Source organism: Serratia sp. ASV30, from assembly GCF_016428815.1.
In the GTDB taxonomy this organism is placed as follows: Bacteria; Pseudomonadota; Gammaproteobacteria; order Enterobacterales; family Enterobacteriaceae; genus Chania; species Chania fonticola_C.
The window spans coordinates 92,799-108,684 of the sequence record NZ_JAELTL010000011.1 but is presented as its reverse complement, the minus strand read 5'-3'; the positions used below and the strand labels follow the sequence as shown (position 1 = coordinate 108,684).

The window sequence follows — 15,886 nt, the reverse complement described above, 5'->3', positions numbered from 1 at the left end:
TGGTTAATCGATCGTTTACTTACACTCTATTAACACGAAATAGTCATGTCAGCACACGAAAAGAGGGTGTATTCCTGACGATGTACCAGGTATTGATCTTGCCTGGAACAGGTCCCTGACGTTTGCACATTTCCACTTGGGGGTAATAATGCAATTAACCATGAAAGATAAAATTGGCTACGGGCTGGGTGATACCGCCTGCGGCTTTGTCTGGCAGGCCACCATGTTCCTGCTGGCCTATTTTTATACCGATGTGTTTGGCTTATCTGCTGGCATTATGGGGACACTGTTTTTAGTGTCGCGCATACTCGATGCCGTGACCGATCCGCTGATGGGATTGCTGGTGGACCGCACCCGTACGCGCCACGGCCAGTTCCGCCCATTCCTGTTGTGGGGGGCGATCCCGTTTGGTGTGGTCTGCATGCTGACGTTCTATACGCCGGACTTTTCCGCCAACGGTAAAATCATCTACGCCTGTGTGACCTACATTTTACTGACGCTGGTATACACCTTCGTCAATGTCCCATACTGCGCCATGCCTGGCGTCATCACTGCCGATCCGAAAGAGCGTCATGAGCTTCAGTCGTGGCGCTTTTTCCTTGCTGCCGCCGGATCGCTGGCGATCAGCGGGATTGCGCTGCCGCTGGTGGGGATCATCGGCAAAGGGAATGAACAACTGGGTTACTTTGGCGCGATGATCGTGTTGGGGTTAAGCGGTGTGGTGCTGCTGTACGTTTGCTTCTTTACCACCAAAGAGCGCTACACCTTTGAGGTGCAGCCGGGCTCGTCGGTGTCGAAAGATCTGAAACTGCTGTGGGGCAATAGCCAGTGGCGGATCATGTGCGCATTCAAAATGATGGCGACCTGTTCTAACGTGGTGCGCGGTGGGGCAACGCTCTATTTTGTGAAATACGTGATGGATCACCCGGAGATGGCGACGCAGTTCTTACTCTACGGCAGTATCGCCACCATGTTTGGCTCGCTCTGTTCGTCCCGGTTGTTAGGCCGTTTCGACCGCGTGAAAGCCTTTAAATGGATTATTGTCGTGTACTCCCTAATCAGTCTGCTGATTTTCATCACGCCGGTCGAATACATCGCGCTGATTTTCGCGCTCAACATCCTGTTCCTGTTTGTCTTTAATACCACCACGCCGCTGCAATGGCTGATGGCGTCCGACGTCGTGGATTACGAAGAGAGCCGCAGCGGCCGCCGTTTGGACGGGCTGGTGTTCTCCACCTACCTGTTCAGCCTGAAAATCGGCCTGGCGATTGGCGGTGCGGTAGTCGGCTGGATCCTCGCGTATGTGAACTACTCCGCCAGCAGCAGCGTACAGCCCATTGCAGTGCTGACCACTATCAAAACCCTGTTCTGCGTGGTGCCGGTGGTGCTCTACGTCGGCATGTTCATCATGCTCTCGCTCTACAAACTCAGCGATGACCGCGTCCAGGCCATCAGCAAGCAACTGCTTAAACACCGTGCGGCGCAGGGCGAGGCTCTTCCCGCTGCGGCGACGGCCGTATCCCATTAAGAAGGAGGCAATATGTACACCATCACTAACCCGATCCTGAGCGGATTCAACCCGGACCCGTCTCTGTGCCGTCAGGGCGAGGATTACTACATCGCCACGTCCACCTTTGAGTGGTTTCCCGGCGTGCGGATTTATCACTCCCGTGATTTGAAAAATTGGTCGCTGGTCAGCACGCCGCTGGATCGCGTGTCGATGCTGGATATGAAAGGCAATCCTGATTCCGGCGGCATTTGGGCACCCTGTCTGAGCTACGCCGACGAGCAGTTCTGGCTGCTCTATACGGACGTGAAAATCGTCGATTCACCGTGGAAGAATGGCAAGAATTTCCTGGTCACTGCACCCTCCATCGAAGGGCCGTGGAGCGAGCCGATCCCGATGGGCAACGGCGGGTTTGACCCGTCAATGTTCCATGATGACGATGGCCGCAAATACTACATTTACCGTCCGTGGGGGCCGCGCCACCACAGCAATCCGCACAACACCATTGTGATGCAGGAGTATTTCCCGCAGACGCAGCGGTTATCACCCGAACGCAAAACTCTGTTTACCGGTACGCCACTGTGTTACACGGAAGGCGCGCATCTTTATCGTAAAGAGGGCTGGTATTACCTGGTAGTGGCGGAGGGCGGCACCAGCTATGAGCATGCGGTCGTAGTGCTGCGATCAAAAAATCTCGACGGCCCGTACGAGTTGCACCCGGACGTGACGATGATGACCAGCTGGCATCTGCCAGAAAATCCGCTGCAAAAGAGCGGACATGGCTCGCTGCTGGAAACGCACACCGGCGAGTGGTATATGGCGTATCTCACCAGTAGACCACAGCGTTTGCCAGGGGTACCGCTGCTGGCCTCTGGCGGGCGTGGATACTGCCCGCTGGGGCGTGAAACGGGGATCGCGCGCATCATCTGGCGCGACGGCTGGCCGTACGTTGAAGGCGGCAAACATGCGCAGGTTAACGTGCCTGGGCCACAGATGTCAGAGAGCCAAACCGTACTAACGGCAAACTGGCGCGATGATTTTGAGGCATCAACGCTCAACCCGGAGTTGCAAACGCTGCGCATTCCGTTCGACGACTCCCTGGGATCGCTGAGTGCACGTTCGGGCTTTTTGCGCCTGTTCGGCAATGATTCCCTCAACTCGACCTTTACCCAGTCCACCGTGGCGCGGCGCTGGCAGCACAGTGCCTTTCGCGCCGAGACACGCATGGAGTTCGCCCCACGACACTTCCAGCAGAGCGCGGGTTTAACCTGCTACTACAACAGCAAAAACTGGAGCTATTGCTTTGTCGATTTCGAGGAAGGGCGGGGAAGAACGCTGAAGGTGATTCAGCTCGATCACAACGTTCCGTCGTGGCCGCTTCATGAGCAACCGATCCCCGTGCCGGAAGACGCGCAGAGTGTGTGGTTGCGCGTTGACGTCGAGAATTTAGTGTATCGCTATAGCTATTCGTTTGATGGCGAGCAGTGGCAGACTGTGCACGTCACCTATGAGGCGTGGAAACTGTCGGATGATTATATCGGCGGCCGCGGATTCTTTACGGGGGCGTTTGTCGGGCTGCACTGCGAAGACATCAGCGGTGACGGCTGCTATGCAGACTTTGATTACTTTAGCTATACGCCTGCCACGGCATAAGCCCTCAGGCCGGGTAGCCCAGCGTTCTTGAAAGCTGCCGCCCGGCCTCTTCCAGCATCCCCCGGAAGCGGGCGAATTCGTCATCGTCCACCCGCGAGGTTAAGGTCGACAGACTTAGAGCCGCAATCACGCGGGATTCATGATTCCAAACAGGGACCGATACGCATCGCACGCCCTGTTCGTTCTCTTCGCTGTCCAGGGCGTAACCCTGCGCACGTGTTTGCGCCAGCGCGGCCAGCAGCGCCTCATGTGAGGTTATCGTCGCAGGAGTGAATGAGGTGTACTGATAGCCTTCGAGCAGCGCATTGAGATCGGCGTCGTTGAGCCAGGCGATCAACACTTTGCCGATGGCAGTGGCATGGATGGGTAGACGACGGCCAATACGGGAATAGGCAATCGCCGCCAGCTTACCTTCGATCTTCTCTATGTAGACGCCTTCGCGTCCGTCGAGAATGCCCAGATGGGTGGTCTGCCCGGTGCGCTGCGACAGATCCGTCAACCAGCCCTTCGCCTTCTGGCGAATATCCATGGAACTCACCACAAAATGGCCGCGCTCCACGAGCTTCATGCCGAGGCGATATTTGCTGTTTTCGAGGTTCTGATCGATGTAGCCGTGCAGCTGTAGCGTTTTGAGCAGCGAGTGGAGCGTACTTTTGCTCAGCCCCATCTGTTTACTGATGTCAGTGATCTTCAACTCCGTCGCCTGTTCGTTAAACAGGTCGAGGATCTGTAAGGCACGTTCAACAGACTGAATAATAGGCATAATAAAGGACCGTCCACGCTGAAATTCAGGTAAGAAAGTACCTTTTTTTCGCTGAAAAATCAATCGAGTGGAGGTAGAACGCAAAATGGAAACGCAAATTGCCGTTTTTAATGTTTGTTCTCTCTACCTGTAGGCTGAGTGATCCCCAGTAATAGGGTCTGTATCCCAAGACCATATCACTGTTCCCGGTCTGTCTCTCAGGCCCCCCAGCAAAGCCCCTGATACGACAGGAGCCTTCTACCTTGGCTGAAAGTGAACGTAAAACCCCGGTTGCGTTTGCAATATGCCAGGAGATCTCCAGTTCATCCCCATGTCCCTCAGATTTTCGTACAGAACCTAAAGACTGAAAAACTGATCTTTGCCCCGGGCTTTAGCTACGTAGAGAGCTTTATCGGCATGTGTCAGTAGTACGTTAGGCGAGGGCAGTTGGCCAAATGTATGAACTGAAAAACCGACGCTTATAGTCAAGTATCCTGTGCTGGATGCGGAGTGCGGTATTCTCAAATCTCGCACCAGTTGGCATAGCGTCTGCACGTACAGCGTTGCCTGGCCTTTCGTCATGCCATTGGAAAGAATGACAAATTCTTCGCCGCCATACCTGGCTACAAAATCAGAACCCCGCTTGAAGGACTTACTCAAGCAATCCGCGACACGTATTAGCGCTTCATCGCCTGCCTGATGTCCATAAATATCATTGAATGATTTGAAGTGATCGACATCGATCATGGCGAGCGTCAATGAGTCGCCATTACGGATGGCAATTTTGCATTGAATGTCGAACTGCGTATCAAAAAAGCGACGATTATAAATCCCGGTGAGTCCATCCTTTATGGAGAGTTGCTCGAAGTGTATTTTCATTTCCTCGAGGGACCGATGCTCATCACGAAGCTGTTGCTGGATTATCATTCTTGGTGTTACGTCTTTTTGGATCCCGATAAAATTGGTTACAGTCCCACTCTCATCATGAATTGGCGATATGCTTAACTCGTTCCAAAACATGGTTCCATCCTTGCGGTAGTTTCGCAAGGTTACAAGGCAGTACTCGCCTTTTTTAACGGCGTTGCGCACAATCTCCAGCTCTGGCTGTTCCCGATCGTTATTTTGTAGGTATCGGCAGTTGATGTTGGTGATTTCTTCGAAGGAGTAGCCGGTCATTCTCTCAAAAGCCGGATTGACAAAAATCAAAGGATTGTCGTCTATGACATTGTCAGAGATGGTGATGCCGTCTCGTGAATCCATAACTGCCTGTTTAAGAATTTCAATCTTCATACAAAGTCCGTTAGTGGGATCTTAGGGAGAACGTTGTTGGTAAGCAACGTAGCATCAAGAGATCACACGCGATCAAACCAATTTTACAAGTGTAGTCGTTGAGAAGGGGCCGTGTCCGTTATTTGACCTTAGTTACAAACTGGGTCAGAACGGAGTTGTTCCTGTCAAAAAGAGCCTAGGGGCTGAGAACCTGAATCTCCGGCGAGGCTTGTTCCACCTCCAGCAATTCATAAATCGTCTTGCCCACCTTTTGGATCGCCTGTTCAATTTCGCGGGTCATGGGCTTGCTGTAGCTGAGCCGGAGGCAATTGCGGTATTTTCCTGCCGCAGAACTGATAAATCCGACGGCAATCTGTATGCCCTGCGGCAGCAAACAGCGGTTCAGGCGCAGGCTATCGAACCCATAAGGCAGCTCCACCCATAACATAAAGCTCCCTTGCGGCCTGCTCAGGCAGGTATTCGGCGGGAAATACTTCATGATCCAACCCGTCATAATGTCGCGATTACGTTGATATTGGCGGCGCATGCGGCGTAAATGTTGCAGGTAATGCCCTTGTTTAATGAATTCAGCCATAGCCAACTGCGGCAAAGTGGGAACCCGCCCGGCGGAAATGTACTTCATATGTAATGCTTTTTCTAAGTAACGGCCTGGTGCAATCCAGCCAACCCGCAGACCGGGAGCAACGGTTTTAGAGAAGGAACTACACAGCAAGACGCGGCCATCCTCATCAAAGGAGGCAATGGTCGGCGGGCGTGGGTATTGATAAGCGAGAGCACCATACACATCGTCTTCAATAATCGCCACGTCATAGCGTTGAGCCAACGTCAACAGCGCTTTCTTGCGCTCATTCGGCATGTTGTAACCCAACGGGTTATTGCAGGTCGGTGTCAACTGGATGGCTTTGATCGGCCACTGATCCAGCGCCATTTCCAACGCCTCCAGGCTGATACCCACCACCGGATCGGTGGGGATTTCAATCACCTTCATCCCCATCCCTTTCAGCGTCTGCATTGCACCATGAAAGCTGGGGGAATCCACCGCCACAATGTCGCCAGGCTGGCAAACGGCCCCTAAGGCAATCGCCAGTGCGCCATGGCAGCCAGAGGTAATAATGATATTGTCTGCCGATTGATGGTTGCCGCTGTCCAGCATCAGGCGGGCAATCTGTTCACGTAACGCCAGAGTGCCGTAAATACTGTCGTAATCCAGCACTTCCTCGCTTTGATGCAGGCTGATACGGGCGAGCATACGGTTGAGTATTTTCAGGCCTGGGCCAGACAGGTCCGGCGTGCCGACGCCCAGATGTAGCACATTGTCTTGAGCGCTAGCCTTTAAAAACTCCAGCGTATTTTCCCACTGAGATATCTCGACCGGCCTTTGTGCATGGCTGCATAGCGCGGGGAGAGCAGGCAGATTTGAGCTACAACGCACGAAGTATCCCGATTTCGGCCGCGCCTCGATCAGCAGGCATTCTTCAAGTTGCCGATACGCCTGCTGTACGGTGCTGATACTGACCCCGTGTTCGTCACTCAGCACCCGAACGGAAGGCAGCCGCTCTCCGGGCACATACAGCCCTTCTTTGATGCGTTGGCTAAGGATATTGGCCAATTGTTGGTAGCGAGTCATGGATATCACCTGATAAAGAGAAGGGACCAGTACAGATGGCGCTGATTTTTACCATTCAGACTGTTTAGCACATATCTGTATGCAAATAATAGCCAGCTTTTGCATCTGTAATGTTTTTCACCGAAGCATCATGCTAAAGGCTCATCGACTGACGGGGAGCTGATTATGAGTAATGTTATTGAAAATCAAATTGATGGCGGCTGCTTGTCAGCTGAGGAAACAGGAAATAAACGCCGTAATATTGTTGTCCGTTTATGGCTAAAAGCATACAGATGGGCAAAGCGTTGGAATGAGAGGCGCAAAGCAGCCAATACGCTGGCAAGACTGAATGGCGATCAGCTAAAGGATATCGGTCTACGCCGGGATGATATCAAGCGAGACTACAGCCGTCCGTTCTGGCGCTGAGCTGGGTTAAGGAGAGTAGAACATGAGAGGGGGCTATAGAAACCTCATCTCAGCGGCATGCTGCGCCCCATAACTGGCTCACAAAAAAAGAGGTGGCAAAGACTACCGCCACCAAAAGTCAAAGTCATAGGAAAAGGGAAGGGTTAATGACAACGTGGCAATGACTGAATTTGTAGGGGGCGCAACATGTGGCGCCCCTTGCGCCATCGCAGCCTCGTTAAGGGTAAAGCTTATATTTCTCGCGCAGTTGCAAATAGCTATCTACCCCAGGTTGCCACTGGGCCTCGATGAATTTAACCGTTTCATCAACAGACAGCTTTCTTTCGCTTGCGTCATTCAGCAACGTAACCAGCTTGCTGGTGCCGGTGAGCTTGGCCAGCCACTGGGGGCGTATCAAGAAGAATTCCTCCTGATAATCCAGGTACTGCGCTTCTTTTGCTGCAGGGATCACCATCTCATAGCCCGCAGTCTTGAACTTGAACCACCAGTCGACCAGATAACGTATCGTTGGCTTAACCTGGCCGATGTCGGTAGCGGTCAAAATCTCCCCGCACACTTCCTTTCCGGCCTGTGGCCAGCCGGTTTTCTGCTGGTTGATATCCACCTGATAGCAGGTATTGACGTAAAACTGGCGCTTAGGAAAACCCAGTTGTTCAAATGGATGGTCTGAACCTCTGCCCATATTGACGCTGGTGGCTTCAAACAGGCCCAAAGAAGGGTAGAGCTGGATGGCCAGATCGCTGCGCAGGTTCGGTGATGGCCGTACTGGCAGTGAATAAGGGGTGTCATGGGTATAGTTAGCCATGCCGATCACCATCAGGTCTTTAGCGGGGAACTGATAGTCTTTGATGCCAAAGGCCTGCCAGTTGGTATCGTTGAAATTTGTCAGCCAACCCTCGCCGGTGATCATGCGGGCAAACTCCCCCGAGGTGAGCCCGTGCACCATCGGTATCGGATGCATACCAATCCCCGAGATGTTTGCCTCCTCGAGAATAGGGCCATACACATGGCTGCCGAGCGGGTTAGGCCGGTCGAATACCATCATTTTTTTATGGTATTTTTGCAGGCTTTCCAGCATATGGTGCAGGGAAATGGTGTAGGTAAAGAAGCGAACGCCCACATCCTGCAGATCGTAAATAACGATATCGACATTGGCTAACTGTGCCTCGGTGGGATGGGCTCGAGACCGCCCATCCTCATCCCGGCCATACAAAGACACGATCGGCAGGCCGCTATGTTTATCGAGATGATTATCGTCGCCCAGCCCGGCATCGGCATTACCGCGAATGCCATGTTCTACCGAGAACAGGGTGGTCACGGTAAATTGATATTTTTCCTGCTCGGCGAGCAATTTGTCGATGGTGTGCCGGCCCTGTTTATTGATTGAGCTTTGGTTCACCATCAGGCCGACGCGCTGGTTTTTCAGCAGTGGCCCATAGGTTTGTTCCTGATCGACGCCTAGCACTATGGCTGGTACAGCGCTGGCATAGCCAGCGCTGATGAACGACGAGCACAGGAATAACACTGTCAGTAGCAGATGCCTCATTCCTTATTTCTCTCTGTTAATGGGATCAATTGCCCGTCAGAAGTTATGCCGCAGTTCCAGTGCCCAGAACCAGAAGTTGTTGCTGGTTTTATCACCGTTCATCCAGGTTTGTTCCGGGCGGTAATAACTGTCGACAAACAGCGACGTTTGTTTGTTAAACGGATAGATTGCCTGGAAGCCGTAACGGCTACGGTCTTTCTCTTTATAAACTGTTTCCTGGTTTCTGGAGTCGCGGAAGCTTTGCGTCCCTTTAGTCAGTGCCAGGCGGGTATAAGGCATTAACATCACGCCACTGTCGAACTTGTAACGGTAAATCGCCCACAGGAAATGTTCCTTGTTATACAGCGTATTGACCAGTTGCTCATCAATGTACAGATAGTTCAGCCAGAGGGAATTTTTCTGGTTAAACGTCAGGTTTGCTCCCGCAAAGTGCTCATTGATCTGGCTCCAATCGCGCTTGTAAACCCCATAATCCCCTTTGGCCCGCGCATAATCCAACTTGCGGTCAATCAGGCGGAAAGAGAGGCTGGCATTAAAACTCAGGCTATCAGAGTATTTGTAATAGGCTTGCGGACGGATCCAGATCTCGTGCCGCTCCTCACCCTTGCGGATATCCCCTTTGTATTCCGGTGCTGCCAGCGCTGGGTTGCTGATGGAAGGATAATGCCAGTTGTCGTTACGATAACCGAGGCGTAATTTGGTGTTGCCAGTTTTTCCTCCCAAAGTGAAGGGAAACGTTCTGGTGACGCCTGCCTGCCAACGAGTGCGGTCATATTCTGGCGTATTGTCCAGATAGGTTTTCAAAAATTGGACATCATACAGCCACAATGAATCATTCTGGTAAATAAAGGCACCGACATAAGGCGAGGTTGCTACGCTGCCACGGATATATTTCCAGCGGTCGTCACTGTCTATCTCCTGCTCGGTGCCAATATAGGTATCGAAGCGCCAGGTTTGTTGTTTAAGTTTATCCTGTGCTTCTTTCTTTTCTTTTTCTATTTGCTGAATGCGTTTATTGAGTTTGATGATCTCCTGATCATAATCTGTCTCAGACTCATCAGCCAATACCGGTTGTGCCATGAGAATAGCACTGAAAATCACTAGCCCTGTTAAGATCTTCATGTTTTACCTTCAGAGATATTATAATGCCGTTAATCCGTAACCGCGTGGGTAGAGCACGTTATTATTATCTGGTGTTTTAATATCAACCGGCAATTTACCGTGAGGCGTTGCAAGGCTATCCCCTGTAGGCCCCTTGAACAGCGTTCTTAAACCACTGCGAATGTTGGTTTCCAGGCTGTTGCGGACGTTATTGGTCACATCAAAACCGGTGATGCCATAAATCGCAATATTGGCCTTTACGTCAGATAAATAGGCAATGTCATATGGGTTGCGCGTAGCAATAACTACCAGAGGAATGTTTTGCTTATTGGCGACGTCGATGATGCGCTGGGCATTGACTGGGTTGAGCTTCAGGTTGTAGGTGGCCAGGATAACCAATTGCTGACCTTGCAGTTGCTGCTCAATTTCTTCTGTCGTTAATGTATCCTGATCCAGCTTAACCACCTGATCCTTTACGTTTAATCCCACTTTCAACTCATTGGCAATCTGGCCCAGATGCTTGTTGATTAACTCATTGCGTGGGCCTTCGTCCGAAAAGACCATGATGTTGTTTTGTGGTTTCAGCGCATAAGGCAGAACCTGCTCATTTTTGATCAGCGTAATGGCCTGCTCCGAAATGGCGTTTTCCAGATCCTTGTGCGCCTTGGAGGCGACAATCCTTTCAGCCGTGGCAGCATCATGAGGCGCAGGGGAGATGCGCTTATTGAGCTTGGTATAAATCACCCGCTGCGCAGAATCTTCAATGCGTTGCTTCAGCACCGGATCTTTCTCCGCTTCTGCCTGCAAATAAGCATACAGTTCGCCGAGTTGTTCAATGCTGGCGCTGTCTTTAATCCCTATTGGCATCAAGACGATATCATTACCGGCTAAAATAGCCTGCTTGATGGACCAATGACGATCAAAATTGCCGGTAATGGCCCCCATGTCCATGGCATCCGTCAGGATCAGCCCGTCAAACTTGAGTTGATTACGCAGGGTATCGGTCAGGATCGCTTTGGATAAGGTGGCCGGGGTACCGATTTTCTCTCCCTTGATGTTGGTCAGGATGGTGCTATCAAGCGCTGGCACCACCACATGGGCGGTCATGATGGCATCGGTATCGGGCATTAAGTCGACAAAGGGTTTCAGTTCGGTCTGTTGCCATGAAGCCTTATCCGTGTTGACGCTGGGGAGGGCAAAATGGGTATCCGAGGCGACGTTGCCGTGCCCAGGGAAGTGCTTCAGAGAGGTGAGTACCGGATATTGGTGAATACCCTCGATATAGCTGCGAGCTAATTTCCCAACCAGAATCGGATCGTCGGAATAAGAGCGAACGCCGATGACTGGATTATTCTGGTTGTTATTCACATCCACTACCGGCCCAAAGTTAAAGTTAAACCCAAGGCTGGTTAACTCATAACCATGAATATTCCCGGCTTGTTTGGCTAAATCGGCCACACCGGTAGCGCCTAGCGCCATATTACCCGGCATCTCGGTGCCCACACGCAGACGAGTAACATAGCCGCCTTCCTGATCGGTACTGATAAACAGTGGTAAATTAGTCCGTGCGTGCTGGAAATTATTAATCAACTCAACCGTTTGTGGAGTGTTAATCAGGTTTTCACGGAACAGGATCACTGAACCCAAATGATAGTCCGTCATCATTTTACTGACGTGGGTATTCATCTCGGTAAAAGGGGTTTTGCTTTCGCTGCTATTTTCATCCCAGGAACGAATGTCAATCATCAACATTTGTCCGAGTTTTTCTGCCAAACTCATGTCGGCAATGAGTTTTTCAGTTGCACCTTTGGGGGAAAGCCACATCTCTTTTAGTTGGGCTTCTGGAATAGCGGCAGCATAGCTTCCGGCGCTAAATAAAAAGATGGCCGGTATTATTTTTTTCATGGGATGACTCCGAGGTATCAATTTCCGGCGATTGTACATTCCAAACCAGGTAATAAAGTGATAATTATCACAGTTGAACGATTCGTGTTTGTGGCGCGGAAAGGAATAATGCCGGTTTTTTATACCAGCATTGTATCGCGCAGCTTGATTGGTAAAGGGGGCGAGCAAAGAATAACCCTTTAAGGGCAAGAATATCTTGCGGTAATTATTTTAATCCCGTCATAAAAAGTTAAGATAATTCTTGTCATTGTTTTAATGGTATTCGGTTTTTTCTGGGGGTCAGTCGTCCAGGTTATTAATGGTCATGCTCGCATTCAGCACCAGAGGTTTGGCAATCTCTTTGCGTCGTTGCATTAACGCCAGGAAAATCAAATCCGTCAGGGTATTTTGTGCGGTTCTGGACGAAATCGAAGAGCTACGCCACTCGTTTTCATCAGAGACACTTTCCAATACATAATCGGCTATTTTGGCTAAAGGATTGTCCTTGCTGCCGGTTATGGCGACCACCGTCGCTCCCTGTGCTTTGGCCATCGAGGCGGCGATATGCATATCTTTCCTGCGGCCACTGAAAGAAATAACGATTTGAACGTCTTTGGCGGTTAGCGCCTGCGCGGTGGCAATCTGGACGTGAAGGTCGGCTTCCACCAGGCTCAGGATACCGATCTTCTGTAATTTGTAGCTCAGATCTTTGGCGGTGAGGCCAGAGCCCCAAATGCCTACGATCTGTACGCGTTGCGCGTTATCGATGGCATCGACCACCTGTTGGAAAATGGCGAAATTGATCCTTTTTGTCGTCTCGACGATCGCGGCATTTTTCTCATGGGCCAGTTTTTGTGCCACCACCATCAATGAATCTTCCGACGAGATGGCGTTATGCAAGGCCTTGTGCGGATAGGACTTGAACAGGTTATTTCTACCCAGCTCCTCACTGATGGCAATTTTCAGGGCAGGGAAGCCTTTCATGCCGATTTTCTGGCTAAACTTGACGATGGCTGACTGGCTGACCCCCGCATCTTCAGCAAACTGGGAAGAAGACATACTCAGGACGGCTTCCGGGTTATCAAGGATATATTTAGCGATCTTTTGCTGGTTTTCGGCCAGGCTTGGCAACAACCAGGTGATTTCGTTCAGGACTGACATCAACAATATCTCCACTGTGTGTAATAGATTATTCCAGTTAGGGGGCTTTTCATTCCTTTGACTTATTTATTTGAAATTGTTGAAAATTAAAGTTTAAATGGCGGTTATTTTTCCGTCTTATTCCTGATTTACTCGTCGGTGAGAATAGATTTACCGTGACGATTATCACATTTGCCGAATAAATAATTCCTTAACATTGTCGAAAATCTTAACCCATTGGAAGCCCCTATGAAGATAAATTTAAGCCAGATGGTGACGGAAAGCCGCAACCCGGCCAGTTCGCAAATTGACACGCTACCTACTCTGGACATGCTCGCAGTAATCAACAGCGAAGACCAAAAAGTGCCGCTGGCGGTAGCTGCCACCTTGCCAGAAATCGCCAGGGTAGTGGATCTGGTAGTAGAGGCGTTTGCCTGTGGTGGTCGATTGATTTATTGCGGCGCAGGCACTTCTGGCCGGTTGGGGATCCTGGATGCCAGTGAGTGCCCACCAACATACGGCACGCCGCGTGAACAGGTCGTTGGTCTGATTGCCGGGGGGCATGCCGCGATTTTGCAGGCGGTGGAAAATGCCGAAGATAATCCGCAAATGGGCGAACAGGATCTGCGTAATCTCGGTTTCAACGCGCGTGATGTGCTGGTTGGCATCGCAGCGAGTGGCCGCACCCCTTATGTACTGGGGGCAATGGCGTATGCCCGTAGCGTTGGGGCGACTGCTGTGGCCATCTCATGCAATCCGAATAGCGCAATGAGCCAGGCAGCCGATATCGCTATTGAACCGGTAGTCGGCCCAGAAGTGGTGACGGGGTCGTCGCGCATGAAAGCGGGAACGGCGCAGAAGTTAATCCTGAATATGATCACCACCGGCGCGATGATCCGCAGCGGCAAGATTTACAGCAACCTGATGGTCGACGTAGAGGCCACCAACGCCAAGCTGATACAGCGCCAGGTCAATATCGTGGTTGAAGCCACCGAGTGCAGCCCAGAGGAGGCGGAAGAGGCACTTAATCAATGTCAGCGTCACTGCAAAACCGCGATTGTGATGATCCTCGGCGGCTTGTCTGCCCCTGAGGCCAGCGCGGTTTTGAGTAAAAACAAAGGATTTATCCGTCAAGCACTGCAAGGGATACAGGCATAACCATGGCGAAAATAACCGTTCCTATGATAGAGCAAATTTTACTTCTGGTCGGCGGCAGTAAAAATATCATTATCTGCGGTAACTGCATGACCAGGCTGCGTCTGACGTTAAAAGATCGTCAGCAGATACGGCTCGATGAGTTGAAGAAGATCCCTGGCGTGATGGGGGTAGTTAACGGCGACGATCAACTGCAGGTTATCCTCGGCCCTGGCAAAGCTCAAACTGCCAGCGAGATGATGAATGCGTTGTTAACGGCGCAGCCGCAGCAGGAACGGGGGAATGCGGAGCAAGCTGACTTGCAGGCCCTGGCAAGTGAAAACAAGCAGCAGATGAAAGCCAAGCAAAATAGCGCGGTACATAATTTCCTGACTAAGTTTGCCACGATTTTTACGCCGTTGATCCCAGGTTTTATTGCCGCAGGGCTGTTGTTGGGGATTGCTACCCTGATGCAGCAAACGCTGATCGTGGAGGGCGTAGCACCGGCCGCATGGCTCAAAGGGCTGATCGCTTACATGAAAGTGTTCAGCATCGGTTTGTTTACCTTCCTCAGTATCCTGATCGGCTTTAATACTCAGAAGGCCTTTGGTGGCACCGGGGTTAACGGTGCGATCATCGCTTCACTGTTTGTTTTACGCTATGTCCCTGAAGGAACTACAGGCTATTACGCAGGGATGAGCGACTTTTTTGGGCTGGCGATCGACCCACGCGGTAACATTATTGGGGTTCTACTGGCCTGTATCTTGGGCGCATGGATCGAAAGGCAGGTGCGCCGGGTGATCCCCGATAATCTGGATATGATCCTGACTTCGTCAATTACCCTGCTGATCACTGGCGCCATTACCTTTGTGGTGATTATGCCGGTGGGCGGTGAGTTGTTTAAGGGCATGTCATGGCTGTTTATGCACCTGAACGGCAACCCGTTCGGCACCGCCATTCTGGCCGGGTTGTTCCTGATCGCCGTAGTGTTTGGCATTCATCAGGGCTTTGTGCCGGTTTACTTTGCCTTGATGGATGCACAGGGCTTTAACTCGCTGTTCCCTATTCTGGCGATGGCCGGTGCAGGGCAGGTGGGAGCGTCACTGGCGCTGTTTGCTCGGTCACCTAAAGGCTCTTTGCTGCGTACCCAGATTAAAGGTGCCATTTTCCCCGGCCTGCTGGGGATTGGTGAGCCGCTGATTTACGGTGTCACCTTACCGCGTTTGAAGCCCTTCGTTACCGCCTGCCTGGGGGGCGCGGTCGGCGGCTTCTTTATCGGTCTGGTTGCCTGGATGGGGTTGCCGGTGGGGCTGAATACGGTGTTTGGCCCTTCGGGTCTGGTGTCGATTCCATTAATGACTTCAGCCAAGGGGATTTTCGCTGGCATGCTGGTGTATGTCGCCGGAATTTTGATCTCTTATACCGCCGGATTTATTCTGACCTGGCTGTTTGGCAGCAAGGATGTTGATTTAAGTTAATTGTAAGTTGAATTAATCCTCTTATCGCATGATGGCCCGGCTTACCGGGCCAAACACCAAGGGGTGAGTGTTTTTTTGCAAAAAAAATCAATAAATTGACATCGAATTGGCATGCATTCATCCCTCTGGGAACTCAGCAGTATTACCATTGAGTTTGCGATCTCTGCTGTTCACTTAACATTTAATTTTTTATTATAAAAAATTAAATGTATTTTGCTGTTAATTATCAATCATTAAATTGATTGGTTTGTCACGATGTTGTAGCCTCTAATACATCAATGACTATAATTGATGTGAAATTTATTATCCCCCCCGTAATTTGAAGAGTGATAAGAATAAAAGAGTAATACCGTCGCTCTCAACACTAAAGCTTATTTCA

General features: G+C 51.0%; 12 protein-coding genes. 5 read left to right on the top strand and 7 right to left on the bottom strand.

Annotated features, from left to right (window positions below):
* The first annotated feature begins 145 nt into the window (after positions 1 to 145).
* Both JHD74_RS07320 and JHD74_RS07315 read left to right on the top strand, forming a co-directional pair.
* Complete coding sequence (locus JHD74_RS07320) at positions 146 to 1,528, top strand: glycoside-pentoside-hexuronide (GPH):cation symporter (RefSeq protein ID WP_143182174.1); 1,383 nt, start codon at positions 146 to 148, stop codon at positions 1,526 to 1,528.
* A 12-nt stretch (positions 1,529 to 1,540) separates the two neighbouring features.
* Positions 1,541 to 3,160, top strand: a complete 1,620-nt coding sequence (locus JHD74_RS07315) for a glycoside hydrolase family 43 protein (protein ID WP_199062257.1) — start codon at positions 1,541 to 1,543, stop codon at positions 3,158 to 3,160.
* Between the two features lie 4 nt (positions 3,161 to 3,164).
* On the opposite strand, the gene JHD74_RS07310 is transcribed toward JHD74_RS07315, so the two are convergent.
* The 3 genes from JHD74_RS07310 to JHD74_RS07300 all read right to left on the bottom strand — a co-directional run bounded on the left by JHD74_RS07310 (position 3,165) and on the right by JHD74_RS07300 (position 6,819).
* Positions 3,165 to 3,923, bottom strand: coding sequence for an IclR family transcriptional regulator (locus tag JHD74_RS07310; protein ID WP_199062255.1), 759 nt, complete (start codon positions 3,921 to 3,923; stop codon positions 3,165 to 3,167).
* Between the two features lie 336 nt (positions 3,924 to 4,259).
* Positions 4,260 to 5,192, bottom strand: coding sequence for a GGDEF domain-containing protein (locus JHD74_RS07305; RefSeq protein ID WP_024530353.1), 933 nt, complete (start codon positions 5,190 to 5,192; stop codon positions 4,260 to 4,262).
* Between the two features lie 175 nt (positions 5,193 to 5,367).
* Positions 5,368 to 6,819, bottom strand: a complete 1,452-nt coding sequence (locus tag JHD74_RS07300) for a PLP-dependent aminotransferase family protein (protein WP_199062252.1) — start codon at positions 6,817 to 6,819, stop codon at positions 5,368 to 5,370.
* 165 nt (positions 6,820 to 6,984) lie between these two features.
* Here JHD74_RS07300 and JHD74_RS07295 point away from each other — a divergent pair, with 165 nt between their 5' ends.
* A complete protein-coding gene (locus tag JHD74_RS07295) occupies positions 6,985 to 7,224 on the top strand; it encodes a DUF1127 domain-containing protein (RefSeq protein ID WP_186528525.1) in 240 nt (79 codons plus the stop codon).
* A gap of 217 nt (positions 7,225 to 7,441) precedes the next feature.
* Here JHD74_RS07295 and JHD74_RS07290 read toward each other — a convergent pair whose 3' ends face one another.
* The 4 genes from JHD74_RS07290 to JHD74_RS07275 form a co-directional block, all read right to left on the bottom strand.
* The gene (locus tag JHD74_RS07290) at positions 7,442 to 8,770 is read right to left on the bottom strand and encodes an exo-beta-N-acetylmuramidase NamZ domain-containing protein (protein WP_199062250.1); all 1,329 of its coding nucleotides are present in this window, start codon (positions 8,768 to 8,770) and stop codon (positions 7,442 to 7,444) included.
* Positions 8,771 to 8,806: 36 nt separating this feature from the next.
* Positions 8,807 to 9,892 (bottom strand): hypothetical protein, encoded by a 1,086-nt coding sequence (locus tag JHD74_RS07285; RefSeq protein ID WP_024530344.1) that lies wholly within the window; start codon positions 9,890 to 9,892, stop codon positions 8,807 to 8,809.
* 18 nt (positions 9,893 to 9,910) lie between these two features.
* Complete coding sequence (locus JHD74_RS07280) at positions 9,911 to 11,776, bottom strand: glycoside hydrolase family 3 protein (RefSeq protein ID WP_199062249.1); 1,866 nt, start codon at positions 11,774 to 11,776, stop codon at positions 9,911 to 9,913.
* A gap of 279 nt (positions 11,777 to 12,055) precedes the next feature.
* A complete protein-coding gene (locus JHD74_RS07275) occupies positions 12,056 to 12,916 on the bottom strand; it encodes an SIS domain-containing protein (protein ID WP_024530342.1) in 861 nt (286 codons plus the stop codon).
* 228 nt (positions 12,917 to 13,144) lie between these two features.
* Here JHD74_RS07275 and murQ point away from each other — a divergent pair, with 228 nt between their 5' ends.
* Both murQ and murP read left to right on the top strand, forming a co-directional pair.
* A complete protein-coding gene (gene murQ, locus JHD74_RS07270) occupies positions 13,145 to 14,053 on the top strand; it encodes an N-acetylmuramic acid 6-phosphate etherase (protein WP_199062247.1) in 909 nt (302 codons plus the stop codon).
* Between the two features lie 2 nt (positions 14,054 to 14,055).
* On the top strand, positions 14,056 to 15,507 hold the full coding sequence (murP, locus tag JHD74_RS07265; protein WP_074027883.1) for a PTS N-acetylmuramic acid transporter subunit IIBC: 1,452 nt from the start codon (positions 14,056 to 14,058) through the stop codon (positions 15,505 to 15,507).
* Positions 15,508 to 15,886 lie beyond the last annotated feature (379 nt).